Raw genomic sequence first — 15,311 nt, 5'->3', positions numbered from 1 at the left:
ATGGACCCCGTCAGCCGCCGCGGATCACCCCATGACGATTCCTCCCGACGCTTTTTTTCTGGACCACGCCGCTGGCCTGCCCCTGCAGGTCCAGCTGCGCCGCCAGATCATCGCCGCCGTGACAGCCGGACATTTCCGCGCTGGCGAGAAACTGCCCTCGACCCGCGCACTGGCCCGTCATCTGGGCGTTGCACGGGTGACGGTGGCGCAGGCATTCGCCGAACTGGTTTCAACCGATTACCTGACCAGCCGCGACCGTTCGGGGCATTACATCTCGGACAGTATCGAGCGGCGGATTGAGGCCGAACCTCTGGCCGCATCAACACCGCGCTTTGACTGGGACGACAAGCTGGAAGGGCGCTTTGCCCGCGCTGCCCGCCGTGACCGTGAACGGGAATGGCACCGCTACGCCTTTCCCTTTGTCTATGGTCAGGCCGATCCGGCGCTGGTTGATCATGCCGCCTGGCGGGACTGCGCCATGCGAGCGCTTGGCCGGCGCGAATTCGACAGCCTGACCGGCGACCTTTATGACGCCGATGACCCCGAACTGATCGACCACATCGCCCGCCAGATCCTGCCCCGGCGCGGCATCAGTGCCGGGCGTGACGAGATCTTGCTGACCATGGGAGCGCAGAACGCGCTGTGGCTGGTCACGCAGGTGCTTTTGCGACCCGGGGCCTCTTGCGCGATCGAAGACCCATCCTACCCCGGCCAGCGCGAGATCCTGCTTGCCAGCCGCGCCCGTATCCTGCCAGTGCCCGTTGACCGCCACGGCCTGCCGCCCGATGCGATCCCGCCCGGAGTGGCGGCGGTCTTTACCACCGCCAGCCATCAATGCCCGACCAATTCGACCATGCCCCTGTCCCGGCGCAAGGCGCTGCTTGCCCGGGCGCAGGCACAGGGTTTTGCGGTGGTCGAGGATGATTACGAATTCGAGATGTCCTTTGCCGGCGCGCCCTCGCCCGCGCTTAAGGCCATCGACCGGGCGGGCGCGGTGATCTATATCGGCTCATTCTCGAAATCAGTCTTTCCGGGTGTGCGGCTGGGCTATCTGGTCGCCGACCCGCGCTTCATCGCCGAGGCGCGGGCGCTGCGCGGCATGATGCTGCGCCACCCACCCGGCCATATGCAGCGCACGCTGGCGCATTTCCTGTCGCTTGGGCATTACGACGCACAGGCGAACCGGATGCGCCGCGCCTTTGCCCGGCGGCGCGAGGTGATGCTGGCGGCCATCGCGCAAGAGGGGCTGCGCCTTGCCTCGCCCGAGGCGACGGGCGGGTCAAGCTTTTGGCTGGCCACGCCCGAAGGCGTCGATTCCGCCGCACTTGCCGGGCTCCTTAAAAAGCGCGAGGTGCTGATCGAACCGGGGGCGCCTTTCTTTGCTGTCCCGGGCCAAGGGCGGGGCTTTTTCCGTCTGGCTTATTCTTCGATCTCGTCCGAGCGCATTCCCGAAGGGATGCGCCGCATCGCCGATACCCTGCGTGAACTGACCGGCTAGGCAGGCACCTTTGCTGCCGCCCCGGCCTGCACGGCGGTCACAGCGCAGGCGTCAACGATGTCCTGAACCGAACAACCGCGCGAAAGGTCATTTGCCGGTCGGGCAAGACCTTGCAGGATCGGACCGATAGCCGTCAGCCCACCCAGTCTCTGGGCGATCTTGTAGCCGATATTCCCCGAGGCAAGATCTGGAAAGATAAAGACATTCGGCCGTCCGGTCAGCCGGGATCCCGGCGCCTTTCTCGCCCGGATCGCATCGTCAAGCGCGGCGTCAAACTGCATCTCGCCATCGACCTCCAGATCTGGGGCTTTGCCGCGGATCAGCGCCAAAGCCTCACGCAGGCGCTCAAGGCTGGGATGGTCGGCGGAACCAGCGGTGGAAAAGGACAAAAGCGCGACTCTGGGCTCTTCCTTCAGCAATTGCCGGCAGCTGGCCGCGGCGGATAACGTGATCGAGGCCAGCTCTTCGGCGTCGGGCTGAATAACCAGACCGCAATCGGCAAAGATCATGCCGCCCTTGATCGGTGCGCCCGGGCCGCATGAGAGCATCAGGAAAAAGCTCGACACGATACCCGCGTCGGGGGCCCGGCCGATGATCTGCAAGGCAGCGCGCACCGTATCGGCGGTGGTCGCGACCGCGCCACCAACTGTCCCGTCAGCCTGCCCCAGCCGCACACGCATGGCTGCTTGGCGGACCGGGTCGCGCATCTCATCCAGCGCCCGGGCGGCGGTCATGCCCTTGGGCGCACGCAACCGATGCCAATGATCGGCCAGTTCGGCCAGATCTGACGCCGAGACCGGGTCGATGCGGTGCAGGCCGGGGATATCAGGCCCGCCCATCAGGGTAACGCGGGCCAGCCCCTGATCTGTCAGTTGAAGGGCGGCCTCGGCCACGCGGGGATCATCGCCTTCGGACAGGATGATATGCCGGTTCAGGGCACGGGCGGTTTCACGGATACGATCAAGCGGTTTCATCTTATCACCCCAGAAAATGCAGGCCGGCGACCACGAAAGCGCCCAGAAAAACGGTCTCGGCCACGATCAGCGCGATGGCGCCCGTCCCGACCTCCAGCATCCTGCCAAGCGAGGTCTTGATCCCGACCGCCGCAATGGAAATCAGCAGCGCCCAGCGCGACAGCTGCCCCGCCGCCTGAGATACCGTCTGCGGGATCATCCCCACGCTGTTCATCGCTGCGAGCGCCAGAAAACCAATGACAAAGCCGGGCAGCAGCGGTGGCGCCTTGCCCTCATCGCGCGCGGCCAGCCCGCGTGCCCGGATCGCCAGTGATATGCACAGCACCACCGGCGCAAGCATCGAGACTCGGATCAACTTGACAAGCGTGGCGGTCTCTCCGGTCTCGGGACCGATTGAAAAACCAGCACCGACCACCTGCGCAACGTCATGGATGGTCCCACCCAGAAACACGCCAGAATCGCGCGCGGTGAAACCAAAGGCGTTCGAAAGCATCGGATAGATCACCATTGCCACGGTCGAAAGGACGGTGACGGACAGGACTGTAAAGACCAGGTCACGTTCAGATTTTTCATGGCGCGGCAGGACGGCGGCAATGGCCATAGCGGCCGAGGCCCCGCAGATCGCGACCGAACCACCGGTCAATAGCGCAAAGCGCCAGCCACGCCCGGCAAGGCGGCCGACCACCAGCGCAAACAGGATCGTCAGCACCACCCCGGCCACCACCAGCGCGATCGAGCGCGGCCCAAGCGCCGTCAGCATATCGACCGAGATCCGCGCCCCAAGCAGCGCCACCCCCAGCCGCAGCACCGTGCGGGCGGTAAAGGCAATGCCGGGTGCGGTGCGGGTGCCATCTTCGGCCAGAAAGTTCAGCGCCAGACCCAAAAGCAGCGCGAGCAGCATCGCAGGCGCTCCGTAATGATCCGACAGAAACTGCGCTGTGGCAGCGACCAGCGCCGAGACCGCAAAGCCCGGAAAAACCTCAGCCAGAAGGCTGCGCGAAGGGAACATGGAGGTCATCATCGTCATCACCACAATGCAGGGCCGGGACCCGCGCGAAGCGTGTCGCGCCGGAAAGTTTGATATGGGGAAACCGGGCCCGGCGGCGCCTGCCGCATTCGGGCCCGGGCGCGTCCGGGCGCCTTAGACAGCGCCCTGCTGGGGCCGCATGTCGGCAGGATCTATGCCCGCCACGACCACCGGCTTTTTCATCGCATCGCGGCGGAAAGGCTCGCCCAGTTCCTGGTTAAGCAGCACCTCGATGAAGGTCGTTTCGCCCTTTTGCATCTGCCGCTCTATCGCTTCGTGCAGCGCGGCTGTCAGCGCCTCGGTGCCGGTGACCTGAACACCGACCAGCCCACAGGCCTCGGCGATGCGCGCATAGGAGGCCTCGCGGTTCAGCTCGGTCCCGACAAAGTTGTTGTCATACCACAGGGTCGTGTTGCGTTTTTCCGCACCCCATTGGTAGTTGCGAAAGATGACCATGGTGATCGCGGGCCAGTCCTCGCGCCCACAGGCCGTCATCTCGTTCATCGAGATCCCAAAGGCGCCGTCCCCGGCAAAGCCGATGACCGGCACATCGGGATTGCCGATCTTGGCCCCGAGGATCGCCGGGAAACCATAGCCGCAAGGTCCGAACAGGCCCGGAGCAAGATATTTCCGGCCCGCCTCGAAACTGGGGTAAGCGTTGCCAATTGCGCAGTTATTGCCAATGTCCGAGCTGATGATCGCATCCTTCGGCACCGCCTGCATGATCGCCCGCCACGCCTGACGCGGGCTCATCAGTCCGGCGTCGCGCTGACGCGCCTGCGCGTTCCATTCGGTGCCCGGATCGTCCTCTTCGTGATCAAGGCTCGACAGTTCCTGCGCCCAGCGAGAGCGGGTCTGAGCAACCAGCGCCCGCCGCTCGGCCCGTCCGGCATCGCCCGCCCCGGGGGCAAGCCGGTCAAGGATGCCGCGCGCCACCTTGGCCGCATCGCCCTGGATCCCGACCGAAACCGGACGCGTCAACCCGATGCGGTCGGCATTGATATCGACCTGGATCACCCGGGCCCCTTTCGGCCAGTAGTCGATGCCATAGCCCGGCAGCGTCGAAAACGGGTTAAGCCGGGTGCCAAGCGCCAGCACCACATCGGCGCGGGCAATGGTCTCCATCGCCGCCTTTGAGCCATTGTAGCCCAAGGGCCCCATGGCCAGTGGATGGCTGCCCGGGAAGCTGTCATTGTGCTGGTAGTTCGAGCAGACCGGCGCATCCAGACGCTCAGCCAGCCGCACAAGATCAGGGATCGCCCCCGACAGAACCACACCCGCGCCCGACAGGATCACCGGAAAGCGCGCCCCGGAAAGCAGCTGCGCCGCCTCGGCCACTGCTTGTTCGCCGCCCGCCGGACGCTCGAACTCAACCACCTGAGGCAGTTCAACGTCGATCACCTGCGTCCAGAAATCGCGCGGGATGTTGATCTGTGCCGGGGCCGAGCTGCGCCAGGCACGCATGATCACCCGGTTCAGCACCTCGGGGATACGGGCGGGGTCGCGGACCTCTTCCTGATAACAGACGCAATCGGCAAACAGACGCATCTGCTCCATCTCCTGGAAACCGCCCTGCCCTATGGTGCGGTTCGCAGCCTGCGGCGTCACCAGCAACAGCGGCGTGTGGTTCCAGTAGGCAGTCTTGACCGCGGTCACAAAGCCCGTCACGCCGGGGCCGTTCTGCGCGATCGCCATCGACATCTTGCCGGTCGAGCGCGTGAACCCATCCGCCATCATCCCGGCGTTCGTTTCATGCGCGCAGTCCCAGAACCGGATCCCGGCGCGCGGGAACAGGTCCGAGACGGGCATCATCGCCGAACCAATGATCCCGAAGGCATGCTCGATCCCGTGAAGTTGCAAAACCTTGATAAACGATTCCTCTGTCGTCATGCGCATGGCGATGGCTCCTTATCTACGCTCGTCGCGGAAGTGATAGATCTTGTAGAGGCCCCATTGGCCGAGGCGCCGAAACGGCGTCCTCCAGCCCTCATGCGGCAACTCGCTGTTAAAGATGGGCAGGTCGGGCAGGCTTTCTCCGGCCACGAGCTGCGCCATGCGCCGCCCGGCCATGGCCGAATACATCACGCCATTGCCGCCATAGCCGAGCGCATAGAACGCCCCCGGCAGATCGGGCATGCCGGTAATGCGCGGCATCATGTCGTGGCTGACGTCCACCCAGCCCCACCAGCTGTAATCAAGCTCGATCCCGCGCAGGGCGGGGAACTTGCGATACATCCCCTCTTGCAGTGCATGCAGATGGGCGGGGTTCGCCGCATCGCGCCCCGTGATTGCAGCACGCGATCCGATTTGCAGCCGGTTGTCAGGCAAAAGCCGGTAATAATGGCGCAGCGTGCGCGTATCGGTCAGCGGCGACAGTTTGCGGATGCCGGCCGCCTGCAACTCATCCCCGGTCAGGACCCGGGTGACGATGCTGTTCGACATGATCGGCATCAGCCGGTCCTTAAGCCGCAGATGCAGACCGCGCGGCGCATAGGCCGCCGTCGCCACCGCCACCCGGCGCGCCCGCACCACCCCGCCAGGGGTGCGCAGGTAATGCACGCCGCCCTTGTATTCCCACCCCTGAACCGGGCTGTCGGTATGGACGGTTGCACCCAGTTCGCGCGCCAGCCGCAGATAGCCAAAGGCCAGTTTCGCGGCATGGATGCCGACGCCGTCTGCCTCCCACATGGCGCCATGCGCCTCCATGTCGCGCACGACCGAGCGGTGCAGCTCATCGCGTGAGATCATCCGGGCGTCATAGCCGAAGGTATCGCGCAAAAGAGCGGCCTCGCGTTCCAGCGCCGGAATGGCCGAGGCCTTGTGGGCGATATAATAGTGCCCTCCATCCTGTGGGTCGCAGTCGATCAGCGGATCGCTGATCAGGTTCCGGAACAGGGCAAAAGCCTCGCAGATTTCGGCATGAAGGCGGCGGGCTGTATCAAGGCCCCAGCGTTCGATCCACTGGCTGCGCTTAAGCCGGCCGGCACTGATCTGCGCCTGCCCGCCGTTGCGGGTCGAGCAGCCATAGGCAACGCCGTTCGCCTCAAGCACGGTGGCCTTGATGCCATGCATCCGTGCCAGATGAATGGCGCAGGAAAGGCCCGTATAGCCCGAACCGATCACCGCCACATCGACATCCATGTCACGCGTGACCGGCCCGTCATCTGCGGGCGGAGGACCTGCGGTTCCGATCCAGTAGGTCGGCGCGTAGTCACTGCGCGGTCCCAACCCCCGCGTCGTCATCGGGTCATAGAACGGGTCGAATGGGACCGAGCCCGCACGTTTTTCGATAGCCTGCATGGCGGCCCTCATTTCGTGGCAGAGACCATGGCCGGGATCGCCGGGCGTTGCTTGCGCAGCGCCTGTTTTTCAACGATCAGCCCGTCGCGGATGCGGAACAGATCCACGCCCTGCACCTCGATCCGGGTGCCGTCGGGGTTGGTGGCGCGAAAGGTCCACTGACTGACCCCGCGCGTTCCATCCCCGGACAGAAAATGCGTGTGATCGGCCCATTGCACGTCCGGCATTGTCGTCCAGACCGCCTGAAAAGCACTGGCGATGGCCGCCTTACCCTCGATCCGGTTGCCGTATTCGTACTCACCACCCACGGTGTAGAACACGCAGTCCGGGGCAAAATGGGTCATCACCCCGTCGATGTCATGGCGGTTAAAGGCGTCGAACGTGGCCTTCAGATCATCAGCAGTCAGCTTACGGGTCATTTCTGGATACTCCTTCCCCGGTCGGCGGCACGCGGGCGCACCTCCGGGACAGTTCTGGTAAAAATTTCCGGTTCTCAGATCGGGACGGTCAGATCTTGCCCTTCCACGGGATCAGTGCCCGTTCGATGCGGCGGATAAGCAGGTCAAAGGCAAAGGCCAGCACACCGATGACGATGATCCCCATGATCACAGCATCGCTTGCCAGATATTCGGCCGAGTTCAGAACCATGAAGCCCAGGCCTCGATGCGCTGCCACCATCTCGGCCGCGACCAGCGTGGTCCAGCCGACCCCGATACCGATACGCATGCCGGTAAAGATTTCAGGCAGCGCAGCCTTGAGGATCACATGCCGGATCACCTGCAGCCTGCTGGCCCCCATCGCATAGGCGGCGTGGATCTGCTCGGTCGAGACAGAGCGCACGCCCGAACGCGCGGCAATCGCCATGGGTGCAAAGATGGCAAGGAAGATCAGGAATATCTTGGGAAACTCGCCGATGCCCAACCAGATGATGATAAGGGGCAGATAGGCCAGCGGCGGCAGCGGGCGATAGAACTCGATCACCGGGTCAAGCAGACCCCGCACCACCCGGTTCACCCCCATCAGAATGCCAACCGGCACCGCGATGACAAGCGCCAGGAAAAAGGCCCCCAGCACCCGGCCAAGGCTGGCCAGAGTATGCTGTACAAGGGTCGAGTTCGATACGCCCTCGGTCACGGCCAGCACAAATTTGTCCCAGACCGCCCCGGGTGAGGGCAGAAACAGCGGCCGGACCCAGCCCATGCCGGTGATCAGAAACCACAGCGCAATCAGTACCAGCGCCGTGGCCAGGCTGATAATCGCGCTGGAGCCATCCCCGGGCGCCCCGTAAGAGACACCCGGCCGAGCCGGACGCGCCCTTGTCAACCGCTCAAGCATGGACCTTCTCCCGCGCGGCGGCACGTTCGTCACCATAGATGATGCCAAGGATCTGCTCCCTCATTTCGATGAAGTCAGGGCTGGACTTGATGGCGCGGGCATTGCCCCCGGCCAGAAAGCGGCGGTTGAAGTCCAGCTCATAGGTATGGGTGATGCGCCCCGGACGCGGTGACATGACGATCAGCCGCGAGCCGCGAAACAGCGCCTCTTCGACACTGTGGGTGATAAAGAAATACATCTTGTCGGTCTGTTGCCAGATCTGCAGCAACAGCTCTTGCACCGTCTCGCGGGTCAGCGCGTCCAGCGCCGCCATCGGCTCGTCCATCAGCAGCATGGCCGGATCGCAGGTCAGCGCGCGGGCGATGCCGACACGCTGCTGCATGCCGCCCGACAGGTGATAGATCATCTGGTTGTGGAAATCCTGCAAGCCAACCAAAGCAAGGTTCCTGACCGCACGCTCTCGCCGGGTCCTGGCGTCCACGCCCTGCAGCTTGAGACCGAATTCCACATTGTCGATCACGTTCAGCCAGGGCAGCAGCGCATGTTTCTGGAACACGACACCCCGGTCAGCGCCGGGCCCGGTGACAGGGCGGTCGCCCAGCGTGATCTGTCCCGACGAGGGGGCCATGAACCCCGCCATCAGGTTCAGCAGCGTGGTCTTGCCACAACCCGAAGCCCCCAGGGCGACGACGAAATCGCCGCTTTTGACTTCAAGGTCGACACCCTTGAGCGCGGTGATCGGCGCGCCCTGGTGATGGCCCGGATAGATCAGGCTGACGTTTGAAACTTTCAGTGTCTGCATCTCGGCGATCCTTCAGAACGAGGGTTTGCAGCGCGGAATTTTCTGCGGATGGGATCGGGACGGCTATTGCGCAGCGGCACTGGCGTAGCTTGCGTTCACAAAGGGGGCATAATCGTCGAGCGAGCGGTCGATCTGCTTTTGCTCAGCAAGGAATCGCGCGCTTTCGCCCAGTGCCCGTTCCGCACCGCCGGTCAGCCATCTTTCAGATGCTTGTTCGGCCGCGTCGGGAAAGGTCAGCATATTCAGCGCCTCGACCGTGCCGGCGGGGTCGCCGCCGATCATCTTGACGATACCCGCGACCTGCGGGGAATCCGCCGTCCATGCCGCTTTATTGGCGTTGTAATCGGCATAAGCCTCGGCCAGCGTGCTGGTGAACGCCTCCATGAATGCAGGGTTCCTGGCGGCAAAATCCTTATCCGCGACCAGCCCGTCAAAGATCGGGACACTTGCCGCGCCGATCACCTCACTATCGGCGATGACCTTGCCCTCTTTCATCAGTTCGGTCAGCACCGGAGGCCAGACATAGGCCGCGTCGATATCGCCGCGCTGCCAGGCCGCAAGGATCTGCGGCGGTTTCATGTTCAGGATGTTCACACCGCGCGGGTCGATCTTCCACACCTGGTCCATGCCGACCAGCAGATGGAAATGCGAGGTCGAGACAAAAGGCACCGCGACATCCTTGCCAGTCAGGTCGGCAGTGCTTTCGATGCCCGAGCCTTTGCGGGCGACCAGCGCCTCGGCCTTGCCGATATTGTCGAGGATCCAGAACAGCTCGAACTCAACCCCGCGCGTGGTGGCAGCGGCGATCCCGGTCGAGCCCAGCACCCCCACCGGCACATTGCCCGAGGCAAGCGCGGTCGAGATATCCCCGCCCGATGAGAACTGCCGCCAGTCGATCTTGTAGCCCGCCTTTTCGGCAGCGGCGTCCAGCCGCCCATCGGCAATGGCGGCGATAAAGGGGCCGACGATCTGCTGATAGCCCACCACCACCGTGGTTTCGGCCCCGGCCGGCCCTGCAAGGCCCAGCCCTGCGGCAAGCGCGATCGCGGCCAGAAACGTTCCGGCCCGGTCCATGCTGGTCATTGTCATGACTCCCTGTCTTTGCGTTGTTGGTCCTGCGACGTGACCGGGCTTTTCGCCCGGACAAATCTTCCTGACACGGGACAGCTCTCAGCGGCTGCTTATGCGGCAAAATGTTGCAGGTGACGGGGCGTAACGATATGTCCAGTTAAAAGGAAAGATAAGTCCAGATGAGCGACCGAATCCCCGTCGAGATGTACTTCCTGCGCGACAGCGAGGCAGGGACGTTGCAGGCGCGGCTGGCAGCCGCCATCGTACGGGCGATCCTTGAGACACGGGCGCGGCCGGGCACGCGGCTGCCCTCAACCCGGGGGCTGGCCGAATCGCTGGGCCTGTCACGGATGACCGTCACGCTGGTCTATCAGGAGCTGATCAGCCAGGGTTATCTGGAGACCCGGCCGCGTTCCGGCGTCATGGTCGCCGCAACCGTCCCCCATCGCCGGCTGAGGGCCGCCAGATCCTTGCCCGGCCAGACCGCTCTTGACTGGGACCGCTGGCTTGCAGGCGAGGTGCCGCGTCAGCGGGTGATCCGCAAGCCCTCAAACTGGCAGGATTTTCGCTATCCCTTCATCTATGGGCAAAGCGATGCGGCGCTGTTTGACCACAACGCCTGGCGCGACTGCGCACGACGGGCCTGGGGGACGCGGGACTTTGGCGAACTTGCTTCGGATCTTTACGGCGCCGACGATCCGATGTTGATCGACTATATCTGCTCGCACTCACTGCCCCGGCGCGGGATTCAGGCCGAGCCAGATGAAGTATTGGTGACGCTTGGGGCGCAAAACGCACTTTTCATTGCCATTGAACTGCTTGCCCGGGGTGACCGGCTGGCGGTGACCGAGGATCCCGGCTACCCCGATTTCGCCGAAACGTTGCGCCGCGCGAACAGTCCCACGACCTTTCTGACCGTCGATGAGGGCGGGCTGAACCCCGAGCTTTTGCCCCAGGACACGCGGCTGGTGATCGTCACCCCCAGTCACAATATCCCTACCGGCGCGACCATGCCGCTGCCGCGCCGCCGCGACCTGCTGGCCCGCGCCGCCGCGCAGGATTTTCTGATCATCGAGGATGATTACGATTTCGAGATGTCCTATCTTGCCCCACCGGCCCCGGCGCTGAAATCGCTCGATCACAGCGGGCGGGTGATCTATATCGGCAGCTTCTCAAAGTCGCTGTTTCCGGGACTGCGCATCGGCTACATGGTTGCCCCCAAGCCATTCATTGCGCGGGCGCGGGCGCTACGGGCGATCATGTTGCGTCACCCTCCGAACCACCTGCAACGGATCACTGCCTATTTTCTCGCGCTAGGGCATTACGACGCCCATATCGTGCGGCTGCGCGGCGCGCTGAAGCGTCGTCGCGCGTTGATGGAAGACGCATTGGCTGCCACACCCCTGCGCATTGCCGGGGCAGCACGTTCGGGCGGCTCAAGCCTGTGGATTGAAGGACCAGTGGGGATCGATAGCGGCGCTTTGGCCGCGCGGCTGCTTGACGACAGCGTTCTGATCGAGCCGGGAGAAGTATTTTTCGAGACCCCGCCGGTCCCCTGCCCGTTCTTTCGTCTGGGTTATTCCTCGATCCGCGACGGTGATATTGCGGCTGGGATCGGCCTGATCGCGCGGCGAGCCGGTGAATTGGCAGAACACGCGGCCTGACGATGCACTGTTATTAATGGATATTTTTACACGAAAGAAGAAACCGGCGGGGGCTTTCCAATATACAGGTGGGTGCGACAGAGGGCCCGATCATCAACACCCCCTGCGCCCTTGCGCCTTGCCGCGACGGAATGATAGATCGAAGGTCAGGTTTCGTGCAGGGCGTTGCCCGGCGACAGCAGCACGGACAGCATGAGCAACGCAATGCCGGATCGAGGAGAACAGACGCGCATGACGATGACACGGACCAGCTTTGACAAGGAAGATTTGCTGGCCTGCGCCCGTGGCGAGCTGTTCGGCCCCGGAAATGCCCAATTGCCCGAACCGCCGATGCTGATGATGGACCGCATTACCGATATCTCGGCCGAGGGTGGCCTGCACGGCAAAGGCCATGTTGTCGCCGAATTCGATATTCATCCCGAGCTTTGGTTCTTTCCGTGCCATTTCCCCGGCAACCCCATCATGCCCGGCTGTCTGGGTCTTGACGGGCTGTGGCAGCTGACCGGCTTTAACCTTGGCTGGCGCGGCTGGCAGGGGCGCGGCTATGCGCTGGGTGTGGGCGAGGTCAAGCTGACCGGCATGGTACGCCCCGACCGCAAGCTTTTGCGTTATTTCGTCGACTTTACCAAGGCGATCCAGACCCGCCGACTGACCATGGGCGTTGCCGACGGCCGCGTCGAGGCCGACGGTGAAACGATCTACGAGGTCAAGGATATGAAGGTGGCCCTGTCGGCCGCCTGACCCAGGAACCAGGAGCACGCCATGCGCCGTGTCGTCATCACCGGGTTGGGCATCGTCTCTCCCATCGGCAATAATGCCGCCGAAGTCACCGAAAGCTTGCGGACCGGCCGGTCGGGGATCGTCTTTGCCCCGGAATATGCCGAGCACGGCTTTCGCAGCCAGGTCCACGGCATGCCACAAATCGCGGTCGAGGATTACATCGACAAGCGCAACCTGCGCTTTATGGGCATGGGTGCCGCCTATAACTTCATCGCCATGGAACAGGCGATCGAGGACGCGGGCCTTGCGCCCGAGGATGTCTCGAACGAACGCACCGGCCTGGTCATGGGGTCTGGCGGGCCGTCGACCGCGAATCTGTTCGACGCGCATCGCATCGTGCTGGAAAAGGGTGCGCCCAAGCGTATGGGACCCTTTATGGTCACGCGCTGCATGTCCTCGACCAATTCGGCCTGTCTGGCGACGCCGTTCCGCATCAAGGGTGTGAACTATTCGATCACCTCGGCCTGCTCGACCTCGGCCCATTGCATCGGCAATGGTACCGAGTTGATCCAGATGGGTAAGCAGGACATCGTCTTTGCGGGTGGTGGCGAAGAGCTGGACTGGACGCTGTCCTGCCTTTTTGACGCCATGGGGGCGATGTCGTCGAAATATAACGACACGCCACAAAGCGCATCCCGGCCCTTTGACGTTACCCGCGACGGTTTTGTCATTGCCGGTGGCGCCGGCGTCGTCGTGCTTGAGGAACTGGGTCACGCGCTGGCGCGCGGTGCCAAGATCTATGCCGAAGTCACGGGCTATGGCGCGACCAGCGACGGCTATGACATGGTCGCCCCCTCTGGCGAGGGCGGAGAGCGGTCGATGCGGCTGGCACTGTCTACCCTGCCCGAGGGGCGGCAGGTCAGCTATGTCAATGCGCATGGCACCTCGACCCCGGTGGGTGATGTCGGCGAGGTCAAGGCGCTGCGCCGCGTCTTTGGCGAGGGCGCTGTACCGCCCATCTCATCTACCAAATCCCTGACCGGGCATTCGCTGGGCGCGACCGGCGCGCATGAGGCGATTTATTCGCTGCTGATGATGCAGAACGGCTTTATCGCCGCCTCGGCCAATATCACCGAACTCGACCCCGAAATCCAACCCGCCGAGGTCGTGCGTGAACGGATGGACAATGTCGATTTTGACAGCGTCCTTTCCAACAGTTTCGGCTTTGGCGGCACCAACGCCACGCTGGTGTTGTCCAAATATCGTGAATGAATCAGGAAAAGGTTAAACCATGGGCGAATTGATGAAAGGGAAACGCGGCCTTGTCATGGGGGTCGCGAATGACCGTTCTATCGCTTGGGGGATTGCGCGAGCTCTGGCTGACGAGGGTGCCGGACTGGCCTTTACCTATCAGGGCGAAGCCTTTGGCAAGCGGGTCGAGCCGCTGGCGCAGTCGCTTGGTTCTGATTTCCTGATGGATGTGGACGTGCTGGATGACGAATCGCTCGACCGCGCTTTTGGACAGATCGAGACGCGCTGGGGTGGGCTCGACTTTCTGATCCACGCCATCGCCTACTCCGACAAGACTGAACTGACTGGCCGTTTTATCAATACGACCCGCGACAACTTTAAGAACTCGCTGACGATTTCCTGTTATTCGCTGATTGATCTGGCCCGCCGCGCGCAGCCGCTGATGAAGGACGGCGGTTCGATCATCACGCTGACCTATGCCGGCTCGAACCGGGTCACGCCGTTCTATAACGTCATGGGGGTGGCCAAGGCGGCGCTGGAATCCTCGGTCCGCTATCTGGCCAATGACCTTGGCCCCGAGGGGATCCGCGTCAACGCGATCAGCCCCGGCCCGATGAAAACGCTGGCCGGCGCAGCGATCGGCGGCGCGCGCAAGACCTATCGCCACACCGAGGCCAACGCCCCACTGCGCGCCAATGCGACGCTTGAGGCGATCGGCGGCACGGCGGTCTGGCTGTGTTCGGACTGGGGTGCCTGCACCACAGGGGAAATCGTGCTGGTCGATGGCGGCTATCACGTTCTGGGAATGCCGCAATCGGAAAACCTGTAATGAGCCCGCGCTTTTTCCGGGCCGAGGACGGCGCAAAGCTTGCCTATCGCGATGAAGGCGAAGGGCTGCCGGTTCTGGCACTGGCCGGTCTGACCCGGACGGGGCGCGACTTTGACTATCTTGCCCCGCATCTGTCCGGGGTACGGCTGATCCGGCCCGACTACCGGGGCCGAGGCGATTCCGACTGGACCGGCGGCAACAGCTATACCGTCCTGCAAGAGGCACGGGATGCGCTGGCCCTTCTGGATCACCTGGGGATTGAGCGGGCGGCGGTGCTCGGCACCTCGCGGGGCGGGATCATCGGCATGTTTCTGGCCGCGACCGCGCATGACCGGCTGTTGGGCCTGTGTCTGAACGATGTCGGTCCGGTCCTGCAACGTGAAGGGCTGGTTCGTATTTTCGACTATCTGGGCCGCAACCCTGCCGCCAAAACCCTGGAGGATCTGGCGCAGCGTCTGCCCGCGAATATGCCCGGCTTTGCCAATGTCCCCGCAAGCCGCTGGCTGGAAGAGGCACAGCGCCATTATCTTGAAACGCCCGCTGGCCTGCGCATCAACTACGATCCCGAACTGCGGCAGGCGTTCATGGCAGCCTTTGAGGGACCCGAGGTCGATCTTTGGCCGATGTTCGACACGGCGCAGGGGTTGCCTCTGGCACTGATCCGGGGGGCGAATTCGGACCTTTTGGCAAGAGATACTGCCAACGAAATGCAGCGTCGCCGTCCGGACATGATCCGGGCCGAGGTCCCCGACCGCGCGCATATCCCCTTTCTTGACGAACCCGAGGCTTTGACCGCGATCCATGCCTGGCTTGAGGCAATGCGCAAGGACTGACCGGCCC

Annotated in this window: 14 protein-coding genes; 6 read left to right on the top strand and 8 right to left on the bottom strand. The window is 63.6% G+C overall.

Features of this window, described 5'->3' with window-relative positions; translation table 11 throughout:
- Positions 1–31 precede the first annotated feature (31 nt).
- A complete protein-coding gene (locus PARACOCCUSGL_RS0110270) occupies positions 32–1,498 on the top strand; it encodes a PLP-dependent aminotransferase family protein (RefSeq protein WP_010396024.1) in 1,467 nt (488 codons plus the stop codon).
- On the opposite strand, the gene pta is transcribed toward PARACOCCUSGL_RS0110270, so the two are convergent.
- From pta to tauA, 8 genes are all read right to left on the bottom strand, one after another.
- A complete protein-coding gene (pta, locus tag PARACOCCUSGL_RS0110265; RefSeq protein ID WP_010396022.1) occupies positions 1,495–2,472 on the bottom strand; it encodes a phosphate acetyltransferase in 978 nt (325 codons plus the stop codon). The two genes, PARACOCCUSGL_RS0110270 and pta, sit on opposite strands and share 4 nt — an antisense overlap.
- A 4-nt stretch (positions 2,473–2,476) precedes the next feature.
- Entirely contained in the window at positions 2,477–3,493 is a 1,017-nt protein-coding gene (locus tag PARACOCCUSGL_RS0110260; RefSeq protein ID WP_029371998.1) for a YeiH family protein, read from the bottom strand.
- Positions 3,494–3,613: 120 nt separating this feature from the next.
- Positions 3,614–5,395, bottom strand: coding sequence for a sulfoacetaldehyde acetyltransferase (xsc, locus tag PARACOCCUSGL_RS0110250; RefSeq protein WP_010396019.1), 1,782 nt, complete (start codon positions 5,393–5,395; stop codon positions 3,614–3,616).
- Between the two features lie 12 nt (positions 5,396–5,407).
- Positions 5,408–6,799 carry an FAD-binding oxidoreductase gene (locus PARACOCCUSGL_RS0110245; RefSeq protein WP_010396018.1) on the bottom strand — a complete coding sequence of 464 codons (1,392 nt, stop codon included), beginning with the start codon at positions 6,797–6,799 and terminating at the stop codon, positions 5,408–5,410.
- A gap of 8 nt (positions 6,800–6,807) precedes the next feature.
- A complete protein-coding gene (locus PARACOCCUSGL_RS0110240) occupies positions 6,808–7,218 on the bottom strand; it encodes a nuclear transport factor 2 family protein (RefSeq protein ID WP_010396017.1) in 411 nt (136 codons plus the stop codon).
- A gap of 88 nt (positions 7,219–7,306) precedes the next feature.
- Complete coding sequence (locus PARACOCCUSGL_RS0110235; RefSeq protein ID WP_010396016.1) at positions 7,307–8,134, bottom strand: ABC transporter permease subunit; 828 nt, start codon at positions 8,132–8,134, stop codon at positions 7,307–7,309.
- Positions 8,127–8,936 carry a taurine ABC transporter ATP-binding protein gene (locus PARACOCCUSGL_RS0110230; RefSeq protein ID WP_010396014.1) on the bottom strand — a complete coding sequence of 270 codons (810 nt, stop codon included), beginning with the start codon at positions 8,934–8,936 and terminating at the stop codon, positions 8,127–8,129. The genes PARACOCCUSGL_RS0110235 and PARACOCCUSGL_RS0110230 overlap by 8 nt, the downstream gene beginning before the upstream one ends.
- A 63-nt stretch (positions 8,937–8,999) precedes the next feature.
- On the bottom strand, positions 9,000–10,019 hold the full coding sequence (tauA, locus tag PARACOCCUSGL_RS0110225) for a taurine ABC transporter substrate-binding protein (protein ID WP_010396012.1): 1,020 nt from the start codon (positions 10,017–10,019) through the stop codon (positions 9,000–9,002).
- A 167-nt stretch (positions 10,020–10,186) separates the two neighbouring features.
- Here tauA and PARACOCCUSGL_RS0110220 point away from each other — a divergent pair, with 167 nt between their 5' ends.
- The 5 genes from PARACOCCUSGL_RS0110220 to PARACOCCUSGL_RS0110200 all read left to right on the top strand — a co-directional run bounded on the left by PARACOCCUSGL_RS0110220 (position 10,187) and on the right by PARACOCCUSGL_RS0110200 (position 15,304).
- Positions 10,187–11,671: a PLP-dependent aminotransferase family protein gene (locus tag PARACOCCUSGL_RS0110220; RefSeq protein WP_010396011.1), complete on the top strand. Its 1,485-nt coding sequence runs from the start codon at positions 10,187–10,189 to the stop codon at positions 11,669–11,671.
- 231 nt (positions 11,672–11,902) lie between these two features.
- Entirely contained in the window at positions 11,903–12,412 is a 510-nt protein-coding gene (fabA, locus tag PARACOCCUSGL_RS0110215; protein ID WP_010396008.1) for a bifunctional 3-hydroxydecanoyl-ACP dehydratase/trans-2-decenoyl-ACP isomerase, read from the top strand.
- Between the two features lie 21 nt (positions 12,413–12,433).
- Positions 12,434–13,663, top strand: a complete 1,230-nt coding sequence (fabB, locus tag PARACOCCUSGL_RS0110210; RefSeq protein WP_010396005.1) for a beta-ketoacyl-ACP synthase I — start codon at positions 12,434–12,436, stop codon at positions 13,661–13,663.
- A 19-nt stretch (positions 13,664–13,682) separates the two neighbouring features.
- A complete protein-coding gene (locus PARACOCCUSGL_RS0110205) occupies positions 13,683–14,471 on the top strand; it encodes an enoyl-ACP reductase (protein ID WP_010396004.1) in 789 nt (262 codons plus the stop codon).
- On the top strand, positions 14,471–15,304 hold the full coding sequence (locus tag PARACOCCUSGL_RS0110200) for an alpha/beta fold hydrolase (RefSeq protein ID WP_010396002.1): 834 nt from the start codon (positions 14,471–14,473) through the stop codon (positions 15,302–15,304). Before PARACOCCUSGL_RS0110205 ends, PARACOCCUSGL_RS0110200 begins: the two co-directional genes overlap by 1 nt.
- Positions 15,305–15,311 lie beyond the last annotated feature (7 nt).

Source organism: Paracoccus sp. TRP (assembly GCF_000185925.1).
GTDB classification, from domain to species: Bacteria; Pseudomonadota; Alphaproteobacteria; order Rhodobacterales; family Rhodobacteraceae; genus Paracoccus; species Paracoccus kondratievae.
The sequence above is the reverse complement of the archived record's forward strand: the minus strand, read 5'-3'. Positions and strand labels throughout refer to the sequence as shown.